The organism is Streptomyces venezuelae, from assembly GCF_008642315.1.
Classification (GTDB): Bacteria; Actinomycetota; Actinomycetes; order Streptomycetales; family Streptomycetaceae; genus Streptomyces; species Streptomyces venezuelae_D.
Map to the genome: position 1 here is coordinate 5,909,295 of NZ_CP029192.1, position 24,448 is coordinate 5,933,742.

The window sequence follows — 24,448 nt, forward strand, 5'->3', positions numbered from 1 at the left end:
CTCGTTACGTCGACTTGGCCCGCTCGCGGGCGAGTTGTGCCGCGTCCCGCTTGAAGGCCCACTCCATCTTGGGCTCCATCGCGAACCGGAACATCCGCTGCACCGGTGGCGTGCACAACGCGGTGACCACGCTCGCGGCGACCACCGACACGAAGATCTCGCCGAGCGGCTGGTGCAGCCAGTCGTAGGTGTCGAACCAGCCCCAGAAGCGGGAGCCCTTGGCGAGGAAGCCGTGCAGCAGGTAGCCGTACAGCGTGCCGGCACCGAGGACCGTGAACCACATCTTGCGGCGCGGCACCCATGCGAAGAAGCAGGCGGTCAGGACGACGGAGCAGCCGAAGAGCGCCAGTGTCATCACGACACCGGCCCACCACGGGGCACCCAGCTCCTGGGCGCTGTCCCGGCGGTAGAACCAGGCCGACGTCATCCGGGGAGCCGCCCAGTACGCGAGGAGCAGCGCGCTGGCGAAGACCGGGATCGACAGCAGACGCACCTCGCGGCGGCGCACCAGCTGGAAGTACTCGGGCTTCATGAAGAGGCCGAGCACGAAGAACGGCAGGAACTGCAGGACGCGCTGCAGGTCGAGGTCGTCGCCGATGTCGGGTGAGATCACGGCGAGCGTGGCGATGGCCAGTGCGAGCGGCACCGGCCAGCGCACGATCTTCCACAGCGGCACGGTGAGCCGCCACACGAAGAGCGCGACCAGGAACCAGGTGAGGTACCAGGGGTCGAGCAGGCTGATGGGCTGGCCGGGATCGTCGTCCGCCCAGCGCTTGAAGAGGGTGTACGCGATCTCGAAGAGGACGTACGGCACGCCGACACCGGTCACGAGCCGCTTGAGGCGGTCGGCCCGCATGTCGAAACTGCGCGAGAAGTAGCCGGAGATCACGATGAAGGCCGGCATGTGGAAGGTGTAGACGGTCATGTACAGCGCTTCGGCGGTACGACTGTGATCGGTCAGCGGTTCCCATGCGTGGGCCATCGCCACGAGGACGATCGCCAGGTACTTGGCGTTGTCGAAGAACGCGTCGCGCTGCTTGGCGGGCTTCGGCCCGCTCTGGGCGGTGCTGCGGCCTGCCGGGGTGGGGGGAGCGGTGGGGGCGGCCTGCGGGGGCGGGTGGGGGGCGCGGGGAGTGGGGACTCCGGCCGCCGGCACCTGGGCCGGTGGGAGGGGCGCCCGGTGGCGTCCGTGCGGGTGCACCGAGTTGGTCACAGGCCCTCCCACCAAGAGCTCGGCGAGACGACCCGGGACCGCACTGCGCCTACGGGGATGGTGGCAGCGTGGAACATCTGAGGCACCCTAGCGTCGCCCCCGTGTATTCGTAAAACCCCCGTCACTTCTCTCGACTCAATCTCCTGCAATCACGTCGGTTAATCCCGATGGTCGACAAAGAGATGTGATGGTTCGCGACTGGTTCTGTCCGTTACGTCACTACTCATCCGGTTTAAATGGTGCATAACGCGCTCTCTCGGCGCCTGCCGGATGTGCCCTCCGTGACAATTCGAATTTCCTGCGAACGTCGTGTGTGGCGGTGGCAACGATCACGTCGAATTCCGATGACTTCCGATACTCGAAATGCTGTACGACGGTGCGCTGCCCATGCGCCCCCTGGGCGCCCTTGCGGGCGAGGGCCGACAGGTGTGGGCCGACGTTGCGTCACCGGCCGCATAGAGGAGGCCTGTTGGTGGCACGATGGTCCGTGGCGGGGGTGTGCGGGGTCGTACCCCCCGGGCCGGGAGAGCGACCGACCTAGGGTGTGATCAGTGTGGCCATTTCGCTGTCAGTGGTACTGCTGTTGGCGATCATCCTCGTGGTGCTGATCCGCGGGGGGTCGCTCAAAGCGGGGCCCGCGATCGTCGCGGTGCTCTTCGGCTTCTTCCTCGCCTCCACGGGTATGGCGCCTTCCATAAACCGTTTCCTGAACGAAGTGGCGGAGACGATCAACTCGATCAGCTTCTGAACGGCCGGGAACGCGGAAACCCCAGGCCGTCCCGGCCTGGGGTTTCCGTGTGAGAGCGGGCGACGGGAATCGAACCCGCGTAGCTAGTTTGGAAGACTAGGGCTCTACCATTGAGCTACGCCCGCACAGTTCGCGCCACGAGCGGAAGCCGCGGCACGACAGGCATCGTAGCGGAGCCCGGCCCCTCGCCGCACCCACCCCCCGGAACCGGCCCCGTTCGACCGGGAGCCGCACTGCCTGCGGGCATGTACCCTACGTGTCGCACCGACGGGGTGTGGCGCAGCTTGGTAGCGCGTCCGCTTTGGGAGCGGAAGGCCGTGGGTTCAAATCCCGCCACCCCGACCACCGAAATCCCCCTCACAAGATCGCATTGTGGCTCGGCTCCTGCTTGCCGTTACTATGCAAGCTGTGTGCCCGTGTGTCTCTGAGCCGGGCAGAATCCCAAGAAGTCAGCCCCAAGGAGACCGAACCGTGAAGAGCGCCGTGGAGACCCTGAACCCGACCCGGGTTCGGCTCACTGTTGAGGTGCCCTTCGAGGAGCTCAAGGACAGCCTCGACGCGGCCTACAAGAAGATCAACCAGCAGGTCACGGTGAAGGGCTTCCGCAAGGGCAAGATCCCGGCCCGCGTCATCGACCAGCGGTTCGGCCGTGGCGCCGTCCTCGAAGAGGCCGTCAACGACGCGCTCCCGAAGTTCTACACCGAGGCCGTCAACGAGGCCGAGCTCAACGTCCTGGGCCAGCCCGAGGTGGACATCACCGAGCTGAAGGACAACGAGACCCTCAACTTCACCGCTGAGGTCGACATCCGTCCCGCGATCGAGATCCCGGACTACTCCGGCATCGAGGTCGAGGTCGACGCGATCGAGGTCAGCGACGAGGACGTCGACAAGGCCGTGGAGGAGCTGCGCGAGCGCTTCGCCTCCACCTCGCCGGTCGAGCGTGCCGCCGAGGACGGCGACGTCGTGACGATCGACCTGGAGGCCAAGGTCGAGGGCGAGGTCCTGGAGGACGGCGTCGCGTCCGGCGTCTCCTACACGATCGGTTCCGGCGAGCTCCTCGAGGGCATCGACGACGCCGTGAAGGGCCTGGAGGCCGGTGGCGAGGCCACCTTCACCTCCGAGCTCAAGGGCGGCTCGGCCGCCGGCAAGGAGTCCGAGGTCACCGTCAAGGTCACCCAGGTCGCCGCCCGTGAACTGCCGTCCCTGGACGACGACTTCGCGCAGCTCGCCTCCGAGTTCGACACCCTCGACGAGCTGAAGGCCGACAGCCGCAAGCGCCTCGAGAACATGAAGCAGTACGACCAGGCGACGCAGGCCCAGGAGCGCGTCCTGGAGAAGCTGCTCGAGCTGGTCGAGGTCCCCGTCCCCGAGAAGCTCCTCGCGGACGAGATCCAGACCCGCACGCACAACCTCGAGCACCACCAGCTCGGCCAGATGGGCCTCGACCTGGACAAGTACCTGGAGATCCAGGGCAAGTCCCGCGAGGAGTTCGACGCCGAGACCAAGGAGCAGGCCGAGAAGGGCATCAAGACGCAGTTCGTCCTCGACGAGCTCGTCAACAAGGAGAAGCTGAACGTGAACCAGGAGGAGCTCACCGAGCACCTCATGCGTCGCGCGCAGTCCTCCGGCATGTCCCCCGACCAGTTCGCCCAGGCCGTCGTCGAGGGCGGCCAGGTCCCGATGCTCGTCGGCGAGGTCGCCCGCGGCAAGGCCCTCGCGGTCGTCGTCGAGGCGGCGACGGTCAAGGACACGAACGGTGAGGTCGTCGACCTCGAGGACGACGAGGACGAGACGGCCGAGACCGTCGAGGCGACCTCCGACGCCGCCGAGGAGAAGACCGAGGCGTGATCGCTGCGCTCGGCTGAACGTAGATCGGGGCTCCCAGGACTTAACGGTCCCGGGGGCCCCGGTGCCGTTCAGGGGCTCGGGGAACTGCGCGAGCAACCAGGTACCAGCCGCACCCGCCATGGGCCCCTGCCGCGGCAGACGCGCCTGCGGCCCGGCGGGCGCTGGCCGCGCGGTTCCCCGCGCCCCTTACGGGGCACGACCGGCACCGTTCGAGGCGCCCCGCCAGAACCTGCGCTCACAGCGAACAGTTCCGTCTCCGGGATTCCCGGAGGGACCCCGCGCGTTAGGGTCCATGAATACGAGGGCAGGGGAGTCCCCGGAGCCGCCCCGGAGCGGCTCCGCACGCGGGTGCCCCAGGCCCCAGCTGAAGACGTGAGACGGCCCGGCGCCGTCGTAAGACGAGCAGGTGGATACGTGACGAATCTGATGCCCTCCGCCGCCGGCGACCCCTCCATCGGTGGTGGCCTCGGCGACCAGGTCTACAACCGGCTGCTCGGCGAGCGGATCATCTTCCTCGGCCAGCCGGTCGACGACGACATTGCCAACAAGATCACCGCACAGCTGCTGCTCCTTGCCTCCGACCCGGACAAGGACATCTACCTCTACATCAACAGCCCCGGCGGCTCGATCACGGCCGGCATGGCGATCTACGACACCATGCAGTACATCAAGAACGACGTGGTGACGATCGCGATGGGCATGGCCGCCTCCATGGGCCAGTTCCTGCTCAGCGCGGGCACGCCCGGCAAGCGCTTCGCGCTGCCGAACGCCGAGATCCTGATCCACCAGCCGTCCGCGGGTCTCGCGGGCTCCGCGTCGGACATCAAGATCCACGCCGAGCGGCTGCTGCTGACCAAGAAGAAGATGGCCGAGCTCACGGCGCACCACACCGGCCAGACCGTGGAGCAGGTCACGCGCGACTCGGACCGCGACCGCTGGTTCGACCCGCAGGAGGCCAAGGAGTACGGCCTCATCGACGACATCATGTCCAGCGCCGCAGGCATGCCGGGCGGGGGCGGCACCGGAGCCTGAGCCCCGTGCTCAGCGCCCCGCAGCCGACACCTAAGCCCCTCGCTTCTCAGGAGAACCAGAGATGAACAACTTTCCCGGTCGCGGCCTCTACGACCGTGCACTGGCCGAGAGCGGCCAGGCCGAGTTCACCGGCACCGGCGCCGAGTCGCGTTACGTGATTCCGCGCTTCGTCGAGCGCACCTCGCAGGGCGTGCGTGAGTACGACCCGTACGCGAAGCTCTTCGAGGAGCGCGTGATCTTCCTCGGCGTGCAGATCGACGACGCCTCCGCCAACGACGTCATGGCGCAGCTCCTGTGCCTGGAGTCGATGGACCCGGACCGCGACATCTCGATCTACATCAACAGCCCGGGTGGTTCCTTCACCGCCCTCACGGCGATCTACGACACGATGCAGTTCGTGAAGCCCGACGTGCAGACCGTCTGCATGGGCCAGGCCGCGTCCGCCGCCGCCGTGCTCCTCGCGGCCGGTACGCCGGGCAAGCGCATGGCGCTCCCGAACGCGCGCGTCCTGATCCACCAGCCCTACAGCGAGACCGGCCGCGGCCAGGTCTCCGACCTGGAGATCGCCGCCAACGAGATCCTCCGGATGCGTTCGCAGCTGGAGGAGATGCTGGCCAAGCACTCCACGACGCCGATCGAGAAGATCCGCGACGACATCGAGCGCGACAAGATCCTCACGGCCGAGGACGCGCTCTCGTACGGCCTGGTCGACCAGATCATCTCCACCCGGAAGATGAACAATTCCTCGGTCGCCTGACGCAGAGCTGTAGCATCTGCCGCTCCTTGGCATGGTTTGCGTACGACTCACGTCGAAGCGAACCGTGCCAAGGGGGGCCCGAACGGGGGTCCCGGCAAGGTACCGTCGGATATGAGGCACCAGGAGCCGCTGAACGTGGCGTCTCCCAGGCGAAGGGGAAGCACCTCGTGGCACGCATCGGTGACGGCGGCGATCTGCTCAAGTGCTCGTTCTGCGGAAAGAGTCAGAAGCAGGTCAAGAAGCTCATCGCAGGCCCCGGTGTGTACATCTGCGACGAGTGCATCGACCTCTGTAACGAGATCATCGAGGAAGAGCTCGCGGAGACGAGCGAGGTGCGCTGGGAGGAACTCCCCAAGCCTCGCGAGATCTACGAATTCCTTGAGGGCTACGTCGTGGGCCAGGAGCCCGCGAAGAAGGCCCTCTCGGTAGCGGTGTACAACCACTACAAGCGGGTCCAGGCAGGCGAGAACGGCGGCGCGCAGGGCCGTGACGACGCGATCGAACTCGCGAAGTCCAACATCCTGCTGCTCGGCCCGACCGGCTCCGGCAAGACGCTCCTCGCGCAGACACTCGCGCGGATGCTGAACGTTCCGTTCGCCATCGCGGACGCGACGGCGCTGACGGAGGCGGGCTATGTCGGCGAGGACGTCGAGAACATCCTCCTGAAGCTGATCCAGGCGGCCGACTACGACGTCAAGAAGGCCGAGACCGGGATCATCTACATCGACGAGATCGACAAGGTGGCCCGCAAGAGCGAGAACCCCTCGATCACGCGCGATGTCAGCGGCGAGGGCGTCCAGCAGGCGCTCCTGAAGATCCTGGAGGGCACGACGGCGTCGGTGCCCCCGCAGGGCGGCCGCAAGCACCCGCACCAGGAGTTCATCCAGATCGACACGACGAACGTGCTCTTCATCGTGGGCGGCGCCTTCGCCGGCCTCGAGAAGATCATCGAGTCGCGGGCGGGCGCGAAGGGCATCGGCTTCGGCGCCACCATCCGCTCGAAGCGCGAGATGGAGGAGAAGGACCAGTTCGAGGACATCATGCCGGAGGACCTGGTGAAGTTCGGGATGATCCCCGAGTTCATCGGCCGCCTCCCCGTGATCACCTCGGTCCACAACCTCGACCGCGAGGCCCTGCTCCAGATCCTCGTCGAGCCGCGCAACGCGCTGGTGAAGCAGTACCAGCGCCTGTTCGAACTCGACGGTGTGGAGCTGGAGTTCGAGCGTGAGGCCCTGGAGGCCATCGCGGACCAGGCGATCCTGCGGCAGACCGGCGCGCGCGGCCTGCGCGCCATCATGGAGGAAGTCCTCCAGTCGGTGATGTACGAGGTGCCGTCCCGCAAGGACGTGGCCCGCGTCGTCATCACGGCGGACGTCGTCCGCTCGAACGTCAACCCGACGCTGGTGCCGCGCGACGCGCGCGGTGGCGGTGCGGGGGAGCAGAAGTCCGCGTAGGCAGCACATACGCGCGAAGGGGCGCCCGGCGATTTCGATCGCCGGGCGCCCCTTTTCGTCGCGGTGGTGCGGGCCGTCGCGTCAGGCCTTGACGCGGAGGGCCTTGCGGGCGCGGAGCGTGGTGTCAGAGGCATCGTCCAGGGAGACCTTGCCCGCCATGGCGTCGGCGACCGCGAGGGGCACCACGACGCCGATCGTGCTGTGGTCGCCCCAGACGCAGACCGGCATGCGGATCTCCTTGGGGCCCGAGGACGTGCCGCCGCCGTTGCTGTTCTCCATCACGGACTCCTGGCACTTGAGGATGGTGTCCTTCGTGCTGAAGTCCTTGGGGCTGCCGACGAGCTTGCCCGTGTCCGAGCTGTTGTTCCCGGAGTCCTTCTTGATCTTCGCGAAGACGGCGTCGACGACGGGGGCCGGATTCTCGATCTCGCCGTAGACGCCCATGAACTGGAGGGCCTTCTGCGCGAGCGGGTTGCTCTCGTCCCCCGACTGGTAGCCGGCGTCGATGTCCTGCGGGTCCTTCACGCCGGCCTTCTCGACGGCCGCCAGGTCGCTGGAGTTGAAGCCGCCGTCCATGTCGTCGCTCTTGTCGTACTCGTTGAGGATCGTGGGAGGCGTTGTCAGCGTGTGCGGGCCGTCGTCCTTGATGCCGCCGTCCGCCACGTTCGAGGAGCCGCCGTTCTTGCCGCCCTTGTCGTCGTCGCCGCCCGCGAAGACGAAGTAGCCGCCGACGGCCGCTGCGGCGACCACGGCGACGGCGGCGATGATCAGGCCGGTCTTCTTGCCGTTGCCGCCACCGGGAGGCGGGGGCGGGACCTGCCCGTAGGGGGCCTGGGGCTGCTGCCCGTACGGGCCCTGCGGGGGGAACTGCCCGTAGGGGCCGGGTTGCTGGGGCTGGCTGTAGCCGCCCTGCTGAGGAGCCTGCTGCGGATAGCCGTAACCCGGCTGGGGCTGCGGCGGCGGGGGCGCCTGCTGGGGGTACCCGTAGCCGGGCTGGGGCGCCTGCGGCGGCTGGCCGTAGGGGCCGGGCTGCTGCGGCGGCTGACCGTACGGCCCGGGCTGCTGGGGCTGCTGCCCGCCGTACGGGCCCGGCTGGTTGTAGCTCATGGGGTTCCCCTCCGAAAACGCTCAGGTGTTGCCGACATCCTGACGCAACAGGGCCCGGCCGTATGACCGGGCCCTGCTGCGTGGACACCCAAGGGCCCCGAGAAGCCCGACAGGTGCCGGATGTCAGATCTTCACGCGGACTTCGCCGCGGAACTTGGCCGTGGTGCCCGCCGACTCGTCGAGGTCGACGGCCGTGCCGGACAGCGCGCTGGCGACGTCCGTGGTGACGACGTAGCCGAGGGTGCTGTGGTCGCCCCAGATGCAGGTCGCCGCGGACATCTTGCTGGAACCGCCGGACCCCGCCGTGGAGCCGGAGGTGCCCGCGCCCGCGCCCAGGTCGACCCTCATCTCCTGGCACTTCAGGACGGCGCCGTCGAGCCCGTCCGGCTTGTACTCCTTGGGCTCGCCGACCAGCGTGACGGTCTGGCCGTCGGCGCCGCCCGCCTCGTTCTTCTCCTTGGCGTTCGTGAACATGTGGTCCACGACGCCCTCGGGGTCCGCTATGTCGCCGTAGACACCGCCGAAGGTCAGCACCTTCTGCGCCATCGGGTTGTCCTTGCTGCCCGACTGGTACTGGGCCTGCACGTCCTTGGGGTTCTTCACCCCGGCCGCCTCGGCCTTGTCGAGGTCGATGCTGTTCAGGCCGCCGGAGCGGGCCTCGTCCTTCTTGTAGTCGCCCAGGACGAGCGACGGCGTCGTCAGCTTGTGCGGCCCGTCGTCCTTGATGCCGGAGTCGCCGCCCCCGCCGGCCACGTTCGAGGAGCCGCCGTTCTTGCCGCCCTTTTCGTCGTCGCCGCCCGCGAGGACGAAGTACCCGCCGACCGCTGCCGCCGCGACCACGGCGACGGCCGCGATGATCAGGCCGGTCTTCTTCTTGCCGCCGCCACTCGGGGGCGGGGGCGGCACCTGGCCGTAGGGGGCCTGGGGCTGCTGGCCGTACGGGGGCTGGGGCTGCTGCCCGTAGGGGCCCGGCGGCTGGGGCTGGCCGTAGCCGCCCTGCTGGGGAGCCTGCTGAGGGGCCTGCGGGGGGTACCCGTAGCCGGGCTGGGGCGCCTGCGGCGGCTGGCCGTAGGGGCCGGGCTGCTGCGGCTGCTGGCCGTACGGCCCGGGCTGCTGGGGCTGCTGCCCGCCGTACGGGCCCGGCTGGTTGTAGCTCATTGCTGGGGTTCCCTCCCAATGCTTACGTGTTCCGAACATCCTGGCGGATGGGCGCACGGGGTTGGGCAGCCGGACGAGATCGATGCGGAGTTGTTGAAGGGCTGTTCCAGAGGACGGACGTACGAAGGACCCGGGGCGGATCATCCGGCCCGGGCCCTCCCCCCTCGTGCTCCGCGCCCGCTCGTTACGCCTTCACGCGCGCGGCCTTGCGCAGGTCGGCGGCGAAGGACGCGACCTCGTCCGTGGCCATGCCGCCACTGCCCTTCATCAGCGCGGCCACGTCCATGCCGAAAACGATGCCGTAGGTGCTGTGGTCAGCCCATATGCAGATCGGCAGCTTCGTTTCCTTGCCGTCGTCCGCGATGCTCGCGCTCTGGCACTTCATGATCGCGCCGTCGAGTCCGTCGGGTTCCACGGACTCGGGGCTGCCGACGAGGGCGAACTCCTCCTTCGAGTCGCCGGTCTCCTCGGCCGACTCCTTCTTCGCGTTCTCGTCGGCCTTGGCGAAGCCGTCGTCGATGGCCTTCTCCGGGTCCGCGATCTCGCCGTACATGCCCTGGAAGCTCATCTGCTTCCCCTTGAGGGCTTCACCGAACTCGTACGCGGCCGACACATTCGTCGGGTTCTCGATGCCGATCTCCTCGGCGTTCTTCTTGTCGCCGGAGCCGAGCGGGCCGTCGTCGGGAGCGCCCCCCTCGTCGCCCTTCTCGTACTTGCCCACGGAGGCCGGCGCCACCAGCTTGTGCGGGCCGTCGTCCGCGACCGACGATCCGCTGTCGCCGCCCGCGAAGACGAAGTACGCGCCGACGGCGGCGGCCGCGACCACGGCGACCCCACCGATCACGAGCCCGGTCTTCTTCTTGCCACCGCCGCCCTGCGGCGGCTCCGGGTAGGGGGCCTGCCCGTAGGGGCCGGGCTGCTGCGGCTGGCTGTAGCCACCCTGGGGCGGGGGCGCCTGCGGCGGGAACCCGTAGCCGGGCTGGGGCTGCTGCTGAGGGGGTTGCCCGTAGGGATTCGGCTGCTGCTGCGGCTGGCCCCGGTACGGGCCGGGCTGCTGCGGAGGCTGACCGCCATAGGGACCCGGCTGCTGCGGCTGACCCCCGTAGGGTCCCGGCTGCTGCGGAGGCTGACCCCCGTACGGCCCCGGTTGCTGGGGCTGTTGGCCCCCGTACGGGCCCGGTTCGTTGTAGCTCATTACGTGGGGTCCCCTCCGGATTCTGATGTGTCCCGGACATCCTGAACGAAATCCCGGCCCCCCGGACCCCCCGGCCGCAAGCGATGTCGAACATTCCGGTTTCGGGACCGCTCCGTCACCCCTCTAAACTGGCCGCGTGACCGAGAACGCTCAGCAGCAGCCTCCAGCGACCACTCCCGAACTGCCGACCCAGTACGCGCCGGCCGAGGTAGAGGGGCCGCTGTACGAGCGCTGGGTAGAACGCGGTTACTTCTCCGCCGACGAGAAGAGCGAGAAGCCCCCGTACACCGTCGTCATCCCCCCGCCGAACGTCACGGGCGCCCTCCACCTGGGCCACGCCTTCGAGCACACGCTCATCGACGCCCTCACCCGCCGCAAGCGCATGCAGGGCCACGAGACGCTCTGGCAGCCCGGCATGGACCACGCGGGCATCGCCACCCAGAACGTCGTGGAGCGCGAGCTCGCCAAGGAGGGCAAGTCCCGCCACGACCTCGGGCGCGAGGCGTTCATCGAGCGCGTCTGGCAGTGGAAGGGCGAGTCCGGCGGCCAGATCTCCGGCCAGATGCGCCGCCTCGGCGACGGCGTGGACTGGGAGCGCGAGCGCTTCACCATGGACGAGGGCCTCTCCCAGGCCGTCCAGACCATCTTCAAGAAGCTCTACGACGACGAGCTGATCTACCGCGCCGAGCGCATCATCAACTGGTGCCCGCGCTGTCTGACGGCGATCTCGGACATCGAGGTCGAGTACCAGGACGACGACGGCGAGCTGGTCTCCATCAAGTACGGCGAGGGGGACGAGACGCTGGTCGTCGCCACCACCCGCGCCGAGACGATGCTCGGTGACACCGCCGTCGCGGTCCACCCCGAGGACGAGCGGTACAAGCACCTGGTCGGCAAGCAGATCAAGCTGCCGCTGACCGACCGCACGATCCCCGTCGTCGCCGACGAGCACGTCGACCCCGAGTTCGGCACCGGCGCCGTCAAGGTGACCCCGGCGCACGACCCGAACGACTTCGAGATCGGCCAGCGCCACGACCTGCCGAACATCGCGGTCATGGACGAGCACGCCGTCATCACGGTTCCCGGCCCCTTCCAGGGCCTGGACCGCCTGGAGGCCCGCTCCGCGATCGTCGGCGCGCTGCGCGCCGAGGGCCGCATCGTCGCCGAGAAGCGCCCGTACACGCACTCCGTCGGCCACTGCTCGCGCTGCAAGACCACGATCGAGCCGCGTCTGTCGATGCAGTGGTGGGTCAAGGTCGGCCCGCTCGCCAAGGCTGCCGGTGACGCGGTCCGCGACGGCAAGGTCAAGATCCACCCGCAGGAGATGGAGAAGCGGTACTTCGACTGGGTCGACAACCTCCACGACTGGTGCATCTCGCGCCAGCTCTGGTGGGGCCACCGCATCCCCGTCTGGTACGGCCCGAACGGCGAGGTCGTCTGCGTCGGACCCGACGACGAGGCCCCGACCGGCGAGGGCTGGACGCAGGACAACGACGTGCTCGACACGTGGTTCTCCTCCGGCCTGTGGCCGTTCTCCACGCTCGGCTGGCCCGAGCAGACCGACTCGCTCGCGAAGTTCTACCCGAACTCCGTCCTGGTCACCGGCTACGACATCCTCTTCTTCTGGGTCGCCCGGATGATGATGTTCGGCCTGTACGCGATGGACGGCACCCCGCCGTTCCACACGATCGTGCTGCACGGCATGGTTCGCGACCAGTTCGGCAAGAAGATGTCGAAGTCCTTCGGCAACGCGGTCAACCCGCTGGACTGGATGGACAAGTACGGCTCGGACGCCCTCCGCTTCACCCTCGCCCGCGGCGCCAACCCCGGCACCGACGTGCCGATCGGCGAGGACTGGGTCCAGGGCTCGCGCAACTTCGCCAACAAGATCTGGAACGCCACGCGCTTCGCGATGATGAACGGCGCCACGATCGAGGGCGACCTGCCGCCGGTCGACGAGATGTCGGCCACGGACCGCTGGGTGCTCTCCCGCCTCAACGCGACGGTGGCCGAAGTCGACGCGCTCTACGACGACTTCCAGTTCGCCAAGCTCTCGGACGCCCTCTTCCACTTCGCGTGGGACGAGGTCTTCGACTGGTACGTCGAGCTGTCCAAGACGACGTTCATGGCGGGCGGCGACGGTGCGAAGGTCTCGGCCCGCGTCCTCGGCGAGGTCCTCGACGTCACGCTGCGGCTGCTCCACCCGATCGTCCCGTTCGTGACAGAGACGCTCTGGACGGCGCTGACCGGCGGCGAGTCGCTCGTCGTCGCCGACTGGCCCTCGGACAGCGGCTTCCGCGACACGGCCGCCGAGCGCGAGATCGAGACGCTCCAGCAGGTCATCACCGAGGTCCGCCGCTTCCGCGCCGACCAGGGCCTCCAGCCGGGCCAGAAGGTCCCGGCCCGCCTGACCCTGGACGGCACGGCGCTCGCCCCGCACGAGGCCGCCATCCGCCAGCTGCTGCGCCTCCAGCCGGAGGGCGACGCGTTCACGGCGACGGCGACGCTGCCGGTCTCGGGCGCCACGGTCGCGCTCGACCTGTCGGGCACGATCGACATCGCGGCGGAGCGCAAGCGCCTCGCCAAGGACCTGGCCGCCGCCGAGAAGGAGAAGGCGCAGGCCGAGGCGAAGCTGGGCAACGAGGCGTTCCTGGCGAAGGCGCCGGACAACGTGGTCGACAAGATCCGCGGCCGCCTCAGCAAGGCGGAGGCGGACATCGCGCGGCTGCAGGCGCAGCTGGAGGCGCTGCCTGCGGCGTGACGCCGCGCAGGTGAACGTGGACGAGGGCCCCGGACCGTACGGAGATACGGTCCGGGGCCCTCGCGCACTCTCCCCGTCCTACGCCTCCGTGGCGACCGGCCCCACGCCCACGGCCTCGGCGTTGCGCCGCGTCTTGGCCCAGCCGTTCCTCCCGCGCAGTGCGCGCAGGAGCCCGCGGGCCGAGACGACGAAGACGTGGTACGCGTACAGCCACAGCGCGAGCCCCCACAGCAGCCCCGCGAACCAGGAACGTCCGGGAGCGAAGTCCCGCCGGTAGACCGGCCCCCACAGGGCGAACGGCAGCACGGACAGCAGGCACAGCACGAGCACCAGCGGCCACACGCCGAGCGCGGAGTCCAGCGGGGAGTGCCCGAGGACGAGGGCGGCGACGAGGAACACGGTGAGCACGAGGCTCGCGACGTGTGCGAGGGGCTGCATGAAGGTGTAGAGGGTCTCCACGACGCCGCGGCCCGAGTAGTGGCGCGAGCCGACGATGCGGGGCGCGTACCGCACGCACTGCAGGTTGCCCTGCGCCCAACGGGTGCGCTGTGTCAGGAAGCGGCGGGCGTGTGGCAGGCCTTCCTGCGAGACGTACGTGTCGGCGATGTGGGTCACGCGGTAGCCGCCGAGGATCATGTGCAGGCCCAGCTCGTAGTCCTCCAGGAGGGCGTCGCGCTGCCAGGGGCGGCGTTCGGCCGCGGCGATCCGGTCGAGCGCGGTGAGCCGGGTGAACTGGCCGTTGCCGCCGAGGCCGACGGATCCGGTGCGGGCGCGCAGCAGCTGCATGCCCGCGTTGGAGACGGCGAACTCCATGTCCTGCATACGGACGAGGAGCCGGGCGCCGGCGTTGAGGATCCGCCCCCGGCCGGGCAGCGGCCGCGGCTCGTCCACGTTCCGCATCCGCACACTGACCTGTACGCCGCCCATCTCGGGGTCGCCGAAACCGCCGGGCCCGCTGACGGCGGCGAGCGCGTCCGGCGCGAGGTGCCCGTCGGCGTCCACGACACACACGACGACCCTGGAGCGGTCGGCGTCGGCGGGCAGGAAGTCGTCGAGCTCGGCGTAGGCGGCGTTGAGGGCGGCCCCCTTCCCGACCCGGGCGTCGGGCCTGCGCCGCGAGACCAGGTGAACGCGGACGTCGTCCTCGGCGAGCGCGGCGACGACGGAAGCGGTCCGGTCGTCACTCGCGTCGTCGACGACCCACACGTGAGCGGCGGGAAAGTCGCCGCGCAACCGGGTCACGGTGGCTCCCACGACGGTCTCCTCGTCGCGGCACGGCACGAAGAAGTGCCAGGCGAAGGCGTCGGGGTCGCCGCTCTCGTTGCCGGGCCTGCGCAGGTACGAGTACCGGGCGCCCGCCCAGTAGAGGAGGAAGCAGCCGAGCAGGGCGAAGGGAAAGAGGAAGAGAAACTGTTCGGGAAAGAGCATGAGGGTCCTGAAGGTCCTGAGGGTCCTGGAGTCTTGGAGCTGAAGTTCGGATATCCGGCGGCAGGCGGTCAGGCGGCCGCCGGGACCGGGGAGGCCGTACCGGCCGCCGGGTCGGGCGTGGAGCTCTCGCCGACCAGGGCCGCCAGGAGTTCGACGATGTGCCGGGAGGCGCGGGCGTCCCCGAAGGGGCTGGGGGTCGCGGCGAGCCGGTGCAGTCCCGCCCGGCCCTCGTCGAGCACGCGCCGCGCCGCGCGGCCGACCTCGGGGCCCGGCTCGACCAGCTCGGCGAACCCCGCGGCGACGGCCTCGGGCCGCTCGGTGGACCGGCGCACCACGACGAGCGGCCGCCCGAGGACGGTGACCTCCTCCTGCACACCGCCGGAGTCGGAGACGAGCAGCGCCGCGTGGCGGGCGAGCGCGAGGAACTCCCCGTACCCGATGGGCGGCAGCAGCGTGAGCGCCGCGAGAAGCCCGTCGAGCCCGGCGGCCTCGGCGCGGGCACGGGTGCGCGGGTGCAGCGGGACGAGGACGGGCAGCCGCTCGGCGAGGGCGGCCAGCTCGGTCAGGACGGCGCGGAGCGCGGCGGGGTCGTCGGTGTTCTCGGGCCGGTGGACGGTGGCGAGGACGTAGGAGTCCGGGGTGAGCCCGTGCCCGGCGAGGAGCGCGGCGCGCTCGGCGTCGGAGGGCAGCGTGTCACGGACGGCCTCCACGACCGTGTTGCCGGTGACGGCGATCCGCCCGGCGGGGATCGACTCGGCGAGGAGGTTGGCGCGGTTGTCCTCGGTGGCGGCGCACAGCACGTCGGAGAGCTGGTCGATGAGGACGCGGTTGTGCTCCTCGGGCATGGCGCGGTCGTGGCTGCGCAGGCCCGCCTCGACGTGGACGAGGGGGATGCCGCGGGCGTTGGCGGCGAGCGCGCCGGAGAGCGCGGCGTTGGTGTCGCCCTGTACGACGACGGCGCGCGGCGGCCGGGCGGCGAACTCCGCGTCGAGCTGGGCGAGGGCGACGGAGATCTGCACGGCACGGGTCTGCCCGCCGACGCCGGCGAGCAGGGTGGGCTCGGGCAGCCCGAGCTCGGCGAGGAACCGCCCGGAGAGGGAGTCGTCGTAGTGCTGCCCGGTGTGGATCACCCGGGCCTCCGCGCCGAGCGCCCGCACTAGGGGCGCCATTTTGACCAGCTCGGGCCGGGTACCGAGAACGACGGCTACACCGGCGGGGGCGGGACGGGTGGGGGCGGTGAACACGCAGGGCACTCCAGGAGAAACAGAACAAACAGCGACGTACCTCATGCAGAGTGCGGCGCGACGGTTGCACCCTCGGATCGCCTTCGGTTGCGCGACGGTTGCATCCGGCCGCTTTGCCGGGAAAAGGCCTTTGGTCCCGGCCTTTCGGCACGTCGGGGCCCGGGGGAGTCGCCGCTAGGGGCCCGGGGAGTCGCCGCTAAGGGGCGCGGGGAACTGCGCGCCAAGCCCCCACCGGCCCGCGGTGCACGAACGCCCCCACCCGCTACCGCGCCCCGCGATACCGGTACCCGACCCCCCGCACCGACTCCACCGGATCCTCGACCGCCGAAGCCTCCGGCACGGACAACCGCCGCCGCAACCTCAGCACCGCGAACTTCACCCGCTCCCGCCCGCTCCCGTCCGGCGAGTCCCACACCAGGTCGAGAAGCTGCTCGTTGGTGACGACGCGCCCCCGGTTGCGGACCAGCACCTGAAGCAGCCGGTACTCGATGTCGCTCAGCCGGACCTCCCGCCCCTGCCACACCGCGGACCGCCGCTCCGGCACCATCCGGAGCCCCGCCTCCACGTAGTCGCCGCGCCACTGATCGGGCCGGCTCCTCCGCAGCAGCGCCTCGATGCGGGCCAGCAGCTCCTGCGTGTCGAAGGGCTTGGTCACGTAGTCGTCGGCGCCCGCGCGCAGCCCCCGTACCCGTTCCGCCGGACTCGTACGGCCCGAGAGGATGAGGACGGGCAGGTCGGTCATGTCCCGCGTACGGTCGAGGACCTCCCAGCCGTCGAGCCCGGGCAGCACCAGGTCGAGGATCATCAGGGCGGGGCGTTCCGCGAAGAGCAGACGCAGCGCGGTCTGGCCGTCCTCGGCGAGCACGGTCTCGTAGCCGGCCCGGTCGAGGACGGTGCGCAGCGCGAGACCGAGATCCGGGTCGTCCTCGACGACGAGCAGACCGGTCATCCGCGCCCGGCAGAAGCAGAGCCAGCCCCAGCCCCAGAACCAGCCCCAGACGCGGCCGCCGACGACACCCCCACCGCCGACTCCGCCCCCACCGCCGGCCGCCCCGTGGGCAACCGCACCACCACAGCCGTCCCCTCCCCCTCCCCACCGTGCACGGCGACGTGCCCGTCGTGCAGCCGCACGGTGTCCCGGACCGCGGAGAGCCCGAGCCCGGTCCCCGGATACGCGCCGCGACGGGCGTTGGGTGCCCGTACGAACTCGGTGAAGACCTCCTCCTGGAACTCCTTGGGGATGCCGATGCCGGTGTCGGCGACGGAGATCTCCCACCCCGTGCCGTCCGGCTCGTCATAGGGGTGGGCCGACACCGTCACCGTGCCGCCCGCCGGGGTGAACTTCACGGCGTTGTCGAGCAGCGCGGCGAGCGCGTTCTCCAGGAGGCCGCGGTCGGCGTACGCGGGCGGACCCGGCTCGTGGGCGTGGACCAGAAAGAGGCCCGCGGTCTCCGCGCGGGGCTGCAGCTCGCCCGTGAGGCGCCCCAGGAGCCGGGCCATGTCGACGCGTGCGTACGCCGTCTCCTGGCGGCCCCCCGCGGCGGTCGCCGCCGTCGCGGCGTGCAGCAGCCCGTCGACCATCTCCTGCATGCGCTGCGCGTTGCGCCGGATCGTGTGCAGGTACGTGGCCTGCGCCGCGGAGAGCGGCTCCCCGGACGGCGGGGCGAGCAGGTCGCAGAAGCTGAGGATCGTGGCGAGCGGGGTGCGCAGCTCGTGCGAGGCGCGGGCGGTGAACTCGGACCGCTCGCGGGCGAGCTCCCCCAGCGTGTGGATGTGGCGCCGCAGGTCGGTCTCGCGGCGGCGCCGCTCGGTGATGTCCTCGGCCAGCCAGAGCACGCCGACCCGTTGGCCGGCCACGTCGATCGGCCGGCGGCTGGTCCGCAGGAGTCGGCCGTCGAGGAACCGGACCTCGGCGGTCCGAGGGAAGTGGCGGCGGTTGAGCTGCCGCAGGGAGGTGCTGCCCGAGGGCAGCTGTTCCGCGACGGCCGCGGCGAGGGCCTCGACCGGCGCGCCGGACGACGTGTCGACGTCCTGCAGCCGCGCCAACTCCACGAGTACGCGGTTGACGGCCACGATCCGGTTGTCGGCACCGACGAGCAGCGCGCCCTCGGGCACCGCGGCGAGCAGGGCCTCGGCGACCTGTGCGGTCAGCCGCAGGTTCAGGGGCACGGCACTAGCCGACGGGCCCGGTGACACCACCGGACACCCCGACGCCCCCGGACGCCTCGTCGGCCTCCACGGCCTCCGTGGCCTGCGCCGGAACCGGCCGCACAAGACCGTCGGACACAGCCTCGTCGGACACAGCCTCGGGAGGCACCCCCGGCCCCGGCACCGGCACAGACGCCGGCACCGGCACCGGCCCCGGCTGCACCGGCGGCCCCAACGGCGTGAAGTCGAGCCCGAGCCGCTCCAGCTCCGCCTCGGCCAGCGCGTCCAGCGTCTCGGGATCACCGTGCCGCCAGCCCCAGGCGAGGCTGCCCGGCGTCGCGTCCGGGATCTCCGACGCGGTGAGGGCCACTTCGTGCAGCGGTCTGAGCAACGTACGCAGGGCGAGCAGCTCACGGCCGTCGTCGGAGGCGGCGAGGTCACGGGCGGCGCCCGCCTGCCGGATCCACCGCAGCCGGCGCGGCAGCCAGGCGTTCAGCACGAGGCCGACCGGGACGACGAAGAGCGCGACGGCCCCGACGGCCACAGCGGTCCGTACGGTCACCGGATCCATCGCGTCGACGACGGCCGCGATGCGTCGCAGCGCGTTGTCGACGCGGCCGCCGACCAGCGGGAGCGGCGCGCTGTGCTGTTGCAGGGCGCGGGGGAGGGCGAGCAGACAGGCCAGCCTGTAGGTGACGACGGCCGCGGTGGCCCACAGCGCGGTCCACAGGAGGACCCCGGCGTCACCGGCGAGCTGATGGGTCCGCCTGGCGGGATTCTGGGCATACCACATGGTCCGATTTGACCCCCGGCACGCGCCGGGAGCGGGCAGCCGCGCCGAAAATACACCCGTTGTGTGCACGCCCAAGTGGTTCGACCGTGTTCATCGGTGTTCATCGTGTTCATCCGCAAAGCGCAGGCGTGCGGCAAATCACCAAATCAGGGACGTAGGTCCGGTGGACCGGGCCGAAAGACCTTGGATGATGGAGAGCATGCGCACCTTGCCCGCCGCCCAGGCGATTCGCCAGGCGGCGGCCACGGCCGGCCGCCTCGGCGGGCGCTGGTCGCGGGAGCCGCGCGCCCTGGACATCCTGACCGCGCTGAGCGCGTTCGCGCTGATGAGCCTGGACGTCCCCGGCCTCGCCGAGGCGGACAACTCCCTCAACGGCCCGCTGGCCGTGCTGGCCCTCGCGGGCGGCGCGTCCTCACTTCTGCTGCGTCGCAGGGCGCCCTGGGTGACGTACGCGGTGGCGCTCTGCTTCCTTGGCTGGCTGCACGAACTGACGCTCGCCCAGTTCGCGCTGTACTCCCTGGGGCGCTACCGGGGCCGTCTCGCCGGGGCGGCCGGCGTCGTCGGGTACGTCGCGTTCGCGTACGTGATGTTCAACCTGCCCGGCTGGCCGGTGCACCGGGGGGACACGCTCGGCGAGTTCTCCAGCCTGGTCGTCCCGATCGGGGTGCTCGCGGCGGGCGTCGGCGTCGCCGCGAACCGGCAGGACCTGGTCCGCGAGCTGGAGGCGCAGCGCGTGGAGACGGAGACGCTGCACGCGGTCCAGCGGGAGCGGACCCGTATCGCCCGCGACGTGCACGACTTCGTGGGCCGCGAGCTGACGCTCCTCAGTGTCCGCTCGCAGGTCCTGGCGCGCCGGGCCGAGGGCGGCCCCTTCGAGGACGGCTTCGAGGAGCTCTCGGAGACGGCGCGCAGCGCGCACCGGATGCTGAACGAGATCATCGTGCAGCGCGGCACGGACGGCGCCCCCACACCGGGCCTGGCAGCGCTCCCCGAACTGGCCGAGCGCAGCGGCCGCGCGGGCAGCCCCGTCGACCTCCTGATCGACGAAGAGGCCCATTCCCTCTCCCCGCTCCGCCAGGCGGCCGTGCACCGGGTGGTCCAGGAGTGCCTGACGAACGCGGCGAAGCACGCGCCGGGCGAGCGGGTCGCGGTCCGCGTGGCCCTGCACGGCGGCCGCCTCCACATCACGGTCACCAACCCGCTCCCCACCACGGCCCCGCCCGCCGCCCCGGTCTCCGCGGGCACGGGCACGACGGGCATGGCGGAACGGATCAGAGCGGTGGGCGGCACGTTCGAGGCGGGCGCGAAGCGGCACACGTACGAGGTGCGAGCAACCCTCTCAGCAGGCGAACCGTCCTGACGCGACACGCACCGCAACCTTCCCGTCGGGCGAACGGGCCTGACGCGCCACGAGCCGCAACCTTCCCCGTCGGGCCAACAGGCTTGACGCGCCACGAGCCGCAACCTTCCTGCCGGGCGAACGGGCCTGACGCGCCACGGTCCGCACCCGCGAGACGGCGAGAGGGGGCGTGTCGGGATGTCTGCCCGGAGCACGGCGAGCGACGCTCCGGGCAGGAGGCGGCCGACGCGGCGCAGGGATAGCGAGGACGGACATCCCGACGCGCCCCCGCCCCCGCACACACCGCAGGCGGCCCACCACGCACCCCAGGCGGCCCACCACACACCCCAGGCGACCCACCACGCACCCCAGGTGGCCCACCACGCACCCCAGGCGGCCCACCCGCCCCCTACGCCGCCGACATCACCCGCTCAAGCCCGTCGAAGTCCTCCACGCACTTCCCGCACCCCATGGCCACGCTGTCCAGCGGATCGTCCGCCACGAACACCGGGATGCCCGTCGCCGACGCGATGCGCAGGTCGAGGGCGGGCAGCAGCGCGCCACCACCCGTGAGCACGATGCCGTGCTCCATGATGTCGCCGGAGAGCTCCGGCGGGCACTCCTCCAGCGTCGTCTTGACCGCCGCGATGATCTGCTCGATCGGCTCGTCGAGCGCGGCCCGCACCTCACGTGCCGTCAGGTCGAGCGTCTTCGGGAGGCCGCCCACCTTCTCCCGCCCCCGCACGGTGAACGTCCGCATCTCCAGGGCGTCCTCACCCGGCACCGGCCACGCCGACCCGATGCCGACTTTGATGTCCTCGGCGGTGCGCTCGCCGATGAGCAGCGCGTGCTCCTTGCGGACGTAGTCGGTGATGGCGGTGTCGAGCCGGTCGCCGCCCACCCGCAGCGACTGGGCCGTGACGATGCCGCCCAGGGAGATCACCGCGACCTCGGTGGTCCCGCCGCCGATGTCGACGACCATCGACCCGCGGGGCTCGGCGACCGGCAGCCCCGCGCCGATGGCCGCCGCCATGGGCTCCTCGACCAGGTGGACGGCGCGCGCCCCGGCCCGTTGCGAGGCGTGCACGATCGCGCGCCGCTCCACGGGAGTGACGCCGCTCGGCACGCAGACGACCATGCGCGTACGGGGACGGCGCCCCGGCACGGCCTTGCGCACGAAGTGCCGGATCAGTTCCTCGGCCGCTTCGTAGTCGCTGATCACGCCGTCGCGCAGCGGCCGGATGGCGGTGATGGACCCGGGCGTCCGCCCGATGGTCTCCTTGGCCTCCGCCCCCACGGCGAGCACCCCGCTCTTGCCGCCCTTGTCCGCGCGCACGGCGACCACCGACGGCTCGTTGAGCACGATCCCCTTGCCGCGCACATAGAGGAGGGTGTTCGCAGTGCCGAGGTCGATACCTATGTCCATGATCGCCAAGTTTGCCCAACGGCTCCCCGAAGCGGAGGGACGAAGGTCCCGAATCGGACGGGCCGAAGGTCCCGACGAAGATTCCGGCGAAGGTCCCGCCGAAGGTCCCGGGCTCCGGCCGACAGGTCCTGACGACGGCTGTCGGTGCCGCTCCGTAGACTGGCGTACGTGAGTGATCTCCCCCCGCGCGACGACCATGCCGACAACCCCGCCGACGCCGACCCCTTCGACGAGATCGTCGATGCCGAGACGGACCGCGACCCCGACCTCGCAGTGATCGAGGCGGGCAGCCGCACCCTGCGCACCCAGGCGGGCCCGCCCGAGAGCGGCGTCCCCGCGCGGCCCACCGACCCGGAGGTGGACCGGGCGCTGCGCGAGGTGGAGACGGAGCTCGCGGGCCGCTGGGGCGAGACCAAGCTGGAGCCGTCCGTCAGCCGCATCGCCGCGCTGATGGACGTCCTGGGCGAGCCCCAGCGGGCGTACCCCTCGATCCACATCACGGGCACGAACGGCAAGACGTCCACGGCCCGCATGATCGAGGCCCTGTTCTCCGCCTTCGACCTGCGCACGGGGCGGTACACCTCGCCCCACGTCCAGTCGATCACCGAGCGGATCAGCCTGGACGGCGCCCCCATCGAGGCCGAGCGCTTCGTGGAGGCCTACCAGGACATCAAGCCGTACGTGGAGATGGTCGACTCCCAGCAGGAGTACCGCCTCTCCTTCTTCGAGGTCCTCACCGGCATGGCGTACGCGGCGTTCGCGGACGCCCCCGTGGACGTGGCGGTCGTCGAGGTCGGCATGGGCGGCAGCTGGGACGCGACGAACGTGATCGACGGCTCGGTCGCCGTCATCACCCCCATCGACCTCGACCACACCGACCGCCTGGGCAACACGCCGGGCGAGATCGCCACGGAGAAGTCCGGCATCATCAAGCAGGACGCCACAGTGATCATGGCGCAGCAGCCGGTGGACGCCGCGCAGGTCCTGCTGAAGAAGGCCGTCGAGGTCGACGCGACGGTGGCCCGCGAGGGCCTGGAGTTCGGTGTCGTCTCCCGCCAGGTGGCGGTCGGCGGCCAGCTCCTGACGCTCCGCGGCCTCGGCGGGGAGTACGAAGAGGTCTTCCTGCCGCTGCACGGCGAGTACCAGGCGCACAACGCCGCGGTGGCGCTCGCCGCGGTGGAGGCGTTCTTCGGCATCGGCTCGCAGCACGCGCGCCCGCTGGACATCGACGCGATCCGCAAGGCGTTCGCGACGGTCTCCTCGCCGGGCAGGCTCGAAGTGGTGCGCCGTTCGCCCACCGTCGTCCTGGACGCCGCGCACAACCCGGCGGGCGCCCGCGCCACCTCCGCCGCGATCAGCGAGGTCTTCGACTTCAGCCGGCTCATCGGCGTGGTCGGCGCGAGCGACGACAAGGACGTGAAGGGGCTCCTGGAGGCCTTCGAGCCGATCTTCGCCGAGGTCGTCGTCACGCAGAACTCCAGCCATCGCGCGATGGACGCGGACACCCTCGCCGGACTCGCCGTGGAGGTCTTCGGCGACGACCGCGTGCAGGTCGAGCCGCGCCTGGACGACGCGCTGGAGGCGGCGATCACCCTCGCCGAGGAAGAGGGGGAGTACGCGGGCGGCGGCGTCCTCGTCACCGGTTCCGTCATCACGGTCGGCGAGGCCCGACTGCTCCTGGGGAGAGGCTGAATTCCTGTGCGTACGCTCTGCGCTTCGACGCTGATCGGCGAGTTCTTCGTGATCGGCTTCGCGGGTCTGGTCGCCATGAAGGACGACGACCTGACCATGGGCACGGTCTGGACGGTCTGCGGCATCGCGATGGCGGTGAGCCTCCTGCTCTGCGGGATGGTCACCCGGCCCGGCGGGGTGCAGCTCGGCTGGGCCCTGCAGATCGCGCTGATCGCGAGCGGTTTCGTGGTGCCGGTGATGTTCTTCCTGGGTGCCGTGTTCGCCGCCATCTGGTGGGCCTCGGTCCACTACGGCCGCAAGATCGACGAGGCGAAGGCCCGCTTCGCGGCCATGGCGGAGGGGCAGCCGGAGGCCGGGGGCAACCCGGCGTAGCCGACCCCGGTATCGTGCGGCCCAATCCCACCCGATCGCAGAGATCGCATGAACACCTCTTGGAGCCGCACATGAGCCAGCGCACCCTCGTCCTGCTGAAGCCCGACGCCGTCCGTCGTGGCCTGATCGGCGAGATCATCGGCCGCATCGAGCGCAAGGCGGGCTGGACGATCTCCGCGCTGGAGCTGCGTTCGCTGGACCAGGAGACCCTGGAGCAGCACTACGGCGAGCACAAGGGCAAGCCCTTCTACGAGCCGCTGGTCGCCTTCATGTCGTCCGGTCCCGTCGTCGCGCTCGTCGTCGAGGGCGAGCGGGTCATCGAGGGTGTGCGCGCGCTCGCCGGCCCGACCGACCCGATCGCCGCGGCGCCGGGCTCGATCCGCGGCGACTTCGGCACGATCGTCCGGGAGAACCTGATCCACGCCTCGGACTCGGAGGAGTCCGCGGAGCGCGAGCTCAAGATCTTCTTCCCGGGCGTCGTCTAGTCCGGCTGGTCCGATCGGTCTGATCGGTCCGATCAACCCGACGCACGATTTTCTGACCGCACGTCAGGACCGCGCTGTTTTCAGCCCCGGACGGCCGAACGAATTCGGCCGTCCTTTGGCATATGCGCCCCAATTGGGGGAACCCGTGCCTCCGATGGCACGTCTCCAAGAGCGAGGCGGCCCATCATCTGCTGACAATGGCGAAGACCCTAGCGCCGTGTTCGCGCAGCCGAGACTACGATGGAAGC

At 70.6% G+C, this 24,448-nt stretch carries 20 protein-coding genes and 2 tRNA genes; 11 read left to right on the top strand and 11 right to left on the bottom strand.

Annotated elements, in window-relative coordinates; all coding sequences use genetic code 11:
- Nucleotides 1-4: 4 nt before the first annotated feature.
- Nucleotides 5-1,213 (bottom strand): acyltransferase family protein, encoded by a 1,209-nt coding sequence (locus tag DEJ48_RS25885; RefSeq protein WP_150218653.1) that lies wholly within the window; start codon nt 1,211-1,213, stop codon nt 5-7.
- 553 nt (nt 1,214-1,766) lie between these two features.
- On the opposite strand from DEJ48_RS25885, the gene DEJ48_RS25890 reads away from it, so the two are divergent.
- Nucleotides 1,767-1,961 (top strand): hypothetical protein, encoded by a 195-nt coding sequence (locus tag DEJ48_RS25890; protein WP_055570088.1) that lies wholly within the window; start codon nt 1,767-1,769, stop codon nt 1,959-1,961.
- A gap of 54 nt (nt 1,962-2,015) precedes the next feature.
- Here the strand turns inward: DEJ48_RS25890 and DEJ48_RS25895 are convergent.
- Nucleotides 2,016-2,086 (bottom strand) — tRNA-Gly (locus DEJ48_RS25895).
- 143 nt (nt 2,087-2,229) lie between these two features.
- On the opposite strand from DEJ48_RS25895, the gene DEJ48_RS25900 reads away from it, so the two are divergent.
- The 5 genes from DEJ48_RS25900 to clpX all read left to right on the top strand — a co-directional run bounded on the left by DEJ48_RS25900 (nt 2,230) and on the right by clpX (nt 7,052).
- Nucleotides 2,230-2,306: transfer RNA gene (locus DEJ48_RS25900), tRNA-Pro, on the top strand.
- A gap of 126 nt (nt 2,307-2,432) precedes the next feature.
- Nucleotides 2,433-3,809 (top strand): trigger factor, encoded by a 1,377-nt coding sequence (gene tig / locus DEJ48_RS25905; RefSeq protein WP_150218654.1) that lies wholly within the window; start codon nt 2,433-2,435, stop codon nt 3,807-3,809.
- A gap of 426 nt (nt 3,810-4,235) precedes the next feature.
- Nucleotides 4,236-4,841 carry an ATP-dependent Clp protease proteolytic subunit gene (locus DEJ48_RS25910; protein ID WP_190538051.1) on the top strand — a complete coding sequence of 202 codons (606 nt, stop codon included), beginning with the start codon at nt 4,236-4,238 and terminating at the stop codon, nt 4,839-4,841.
- Nucleotides 4,842-4,902: 61 nt separating this feature from the next.
- A complete protein-coding gene (locus tag DEJ48_RS25915) occupies nt 4,903-5,598 on the top strand; it encodes an ATP-dependent Clp protease proteolytic subunit (RefSeq protein WP_150218656.1) in 696 nt (231 codons plus the stop codon).
- Nucleotides 5,599-5,765: 167 nt separating this feature from the next.
- The gene (clpX, locus tag DEJ48_RS25920) at nt 5,766-7,052 is read left to right on the top strand and encodes an ATP-dependent Clp protease ATP-binding subunit ClpX (RefSeq protein WP_150184111.1); all 1,287 of its coding nucleotides are present in this window, start codon (nt 5,766-5,768) and stop codon (nt 7,050-7,052) included.
- 81 nt (nt 7,053-7,133) lie between these two features.
- On the opposite strand, the gene DEJ48_RS25925 is transcribed toward clpX, so the two are convergent.
- The 3 genes from DEJ48_RS25925 to DEJ48_RS25935 all read right to left on the bottom strand — a co-directional run bounded on the left by DEJ48_RS25925 (nt 7,134) and on the right by DEJ48_RS25935 (nt 10,512).
- Entirely contained in the window at nt 7,134-8,159 is a 1,026-nt protein-coding gene (locus tag DEJ48_RS25925) for a hypothetical protein (RefSeq protein ID WP_150218657.1), read from the bottom strand.
- Between the two features lie 123 nt (nt 8,160-8,282).
- Nucleotides 8,283-9,317 carry a hypothetical protein gene (locus DEJ48_RS25930; RefSeq protein ID WP_150218658.1) on the bottom strand — a complete coding sequence of 345 codons (1,035 nt, stop codon included), beginning with the start codon at nt 9,315-9,317 and terminating at the stop codon, nt 8,283-8,285.
- A gap of 184 nt (nt 9,318-9,501) precedes the next feature.
- The gene (locus DEJ48_RS25935; protein WP_150218659.1) at nt 9,502-10,512 is read right to left on the bottom strand and encodes a hypothetical protein; all 1,011 of its coding nucleotides are present in this window, start codon (nt 10,510-10,512) and stop codon (nt 9,502-9,504) included.
- 136 nt (nt 10,513-10,648) lie between these two features.
- Here DEJ48_RS25935 and DEJ48_RS25940 point away from each other — a divergent pair, with 136 nt between their 5' ends.
- Complete coding sequence (locus DEJ48_RS25940; protein WP_150218660.1) at nt 10,649-13,273, top strand: valine--tRNA ligase; 2,625 nt, start codon at nt 10,649-10,651, stop codon at nt 13,271-13,273.
- A gap of 78 nt (nt 13,274-13,351) precedes the next feature.
- Here the strand turns inward: DEJ48_RS25940 and DEJ48_RS25945 are convergent, their stop codons facing one another.
- From DEJ48_RS25945 to DEJ48_RS25965, 5 genes are all read right to left on the bottom strand, one after another.
- Nucleotides 13,352-14,701 (bottom strand): glycosyltransferase, encoded by a 1,350-nt coding sequence (locus tag DEJ48_RS25945; RefSeq protein ID WP_150218661.1) that lies wholly within the window; start codon nt 14,699-14,701, stop codon nt 13,352-13,354.
- A gap of 68 nt (nt 14,702-14,769) precedes the next feature.
- Nucleotides 14,770-15,870 carry a non-hydrolyzing UDP-N-acetylglucosamine 2-epimerase gene (gene wecB / locus DEJ48_RS25950; RefSeq protein WP_411757547.1) on the bottom strand — a complete coding sequence of 367 codons (1,101 nt, stop codon included), beginning with the start codon at nt 15,868-15,870 and terminating at the stop codon, nt 14,770-14,772.
- A 337-nt stretch (nt 15,871-16,207) separates the two neighbouring features.
- Nucleotides 16,208-16,894 carry a response regulator transcription factor gene (locus DEJ48_RS25955; RefSeq protein WP_150218663.1) on the bottom strand — a complete coding sequence of 229 codons (687 nt, stop codon included), beginning with the start codon at nt 16,892-16,894 and terminating at the stop codon, nt 16,208-16,210.
- A complete protein-coding gene (locus tag DEJ48_RS25960) occupies nt 16,891-18,114 on the bottom strand; it encodes a sensor histidine kinase (protein WP_190537583.1) in 1,224 nt (407 codons plus the stop codon). The genes DEJ48_RS25955 and DEJ48_RS25960 overlap by 4 nt, the downstream gene beginning before the upstream one ends.
- Nucleotides 18,115-18,118: 4 nt before the next feature.
- Nucleotides 18,119-18,886 (bottom strand): hypothetical protein, encoded by a 768-nt coding sequence (locus DEJ48_RS25965; protein WP_190537585.1) that lies wholly within the window; start codon nt 18,884-18,886, stop codon nt 18,119-18,121.
- A 199-nt stretch (nt 18,887-19,085) separates the two neighbouring features.
- Here DEJ48_RS25965 and DEJ48_RS25970 point away from each other — a divergent pair, with 199 nt between their 5' ends.
- Nucleotides 19,086-20,246 (top strand): sensor histidine kinase, encoded by a 1,161-nt coding sequence (locus DEJ48_RS25970; protein ID WP_150218665.1) that lies wholly within the window; start codon nt 19,086-19,088, stop codon nt 20,244-20,246.
- Between the two features lie 388 nt (nt 20,247-20,634).
- Here the strand turns inward: DEJ48_RS25970 and DEJ48_RS25975 are convergent, their stop codons facing one another.
- Complete coding sequence (locus DEJ48_RS25975) at nt 20,635-21,651, bottom strand: rod shape-determining protein (protein WP_150218666.1); 1,017 nt, start codon at nt 21,649-21,651, stop codon at nt 20,635-20,637.
- 168 nt (nt 21,652-21,819) lie between these two features.
- Here DEJ48_RS25975 and folC point away from each other — a divergent pair, with 168 nt between their 5' ends.
- The 3 genes from folC to ndk all read left to right on the top strand — a co-directional run bounded on the left by folC (nt 21,820) and on the right by ndk (nt 24,200).
- Nucleotides 21,820-23,343: a bifunctional tetrahydrofolate synthase/dihydrofolate synthase gene (folC, locus tag DEJ48_RS25980; protein WP_150218667.1), complete on the top strand. Its 1,524-nt coding sequence runs from the start codon at nt 21,820-21,822 to the stop codon at nt 23,341-23,343.
- A gap of 6 nt (nt 23,344-23,349) precedes the next feature.
- Nucleotides 23,350-23,715 (top strand): DUF4233 domain-containing protein, encoded by a 366-nt coding sequence (locus DEJ48_RS25985; protein ID WP_150218668.1) that lies wholly within the window; start codon nt 23,350-23,352, stop codon nt 23,713-23,715.
- A gap of 71 nt (nt 23,716-23,786) precedes the next feature.
- On the top strand, nt 23,787-24,200 hold the full coding sequence (ndk, locus tag DEJ48_RS25990; RefSeq protein WP_150218669.1) for a nucleoside-diphosphate kinase: 414 nt from the start codon (nt 23,787-23,789) through the stop codon (nt 24,198-24,200).
- The last annotated feature ends 248 nt before the right edge of the window (nt 24,201-24,448 follow it).

What these genes read in the sequence shown, in the direction of transcription:
- DEJ48_RS25910 (WP_190538051.1), top strand. Translation starts at nt 4,236, where the DNA reads ATGCCCTCCGCCGCCGGCGACCCCTCCATCGGTGGTGGCCTCGGCGAC.
- DEJ48_RS25915 (WP_150218656.1), top strand. Translation starts at nt 4,903, where the DNA reads ATGAACAACTTTCCCGGTCGCGGCCTCTACGACCGTGCACTGGCCGAG.
- DEJ48_RS25925 (WP_150218657.1), bottom strand. Translation starts at nt 8,159, where the DNA reads ATGAGCTACAACCAGCCGGGCCCGTACGGCGGGCAGCAGCCCCAGCAG.
- DEJ48_RS25930 (WP_150218658.1), bottom strand. Translation starts at nt 9,317, where the DNA reads ATGAGCTACAACCAGCCGGGCCCGTACGGCGGGCAGCAGCCCCAGCAG.
- DEJ48_RS25935 (WP_150218659.1), bottom strand. Translation starts at nt 10,512, where the DNA reads ATGAGCTACAACGAACCGGGCCCGTACGGGGGCCAACAGCCCCAGCAA.
- DEJ48_RS25945 (WP_150218661.1), bottom strand. Translation starts at nt 14,701, where the DNA reads ATGCTCTTTCCCGAACAGTTTCTCTTCCTCTTTCCCTTCGCCCTGCTC.
- wecB (WP_411757547.1), bottom strand. Translation starts at nt 15,870, where the DNA reads ATGGCGCCCCTAGTGCGGGCGCTCGGCGCGGAGGCCCGGGTGATCCAC.
- DEJ48_RS25955 (WP_150218663.1), bottom strand. Translation starts at nt 16,894, where the DNA reads ATGACCGGTCTGCTCGTCGTCGAGGACGACCCGGATCTCGGTCTCGCG.
- DEJ48_RS25965 (WP_190537585.1), bottom strand. Translation starts at nt 18,886, where the DNA reads ATGTGGTATGCCCAGAATCCCGCCAGGCGGACCCATCAGCTCGCCGGT.
- DEJ48_RS25970 (WP_150218665.1), top strand. Translation starts at nt 19,086, where the DNA reads ATGCGCACCTTGCCCGCCGCCCAGGCGATTCGCCAGGCGGCGGCCACG.
- DEJ48_RS25975 (WP_150218666.1), bottom strand. Translation starts at nt 21,651, where the DNA reads ATGGACATAGGTATCGACCTCGGCACTGCGAACACCCTCCTCTATGTG.
- ndk (WP_150218669.1), top strand. Translation starts at nt 23,787, where the DNA reads ATGAGCCAGCGCACCCTCGTCCTGCTGAAGCCCGACGCCGTCCGTCGT.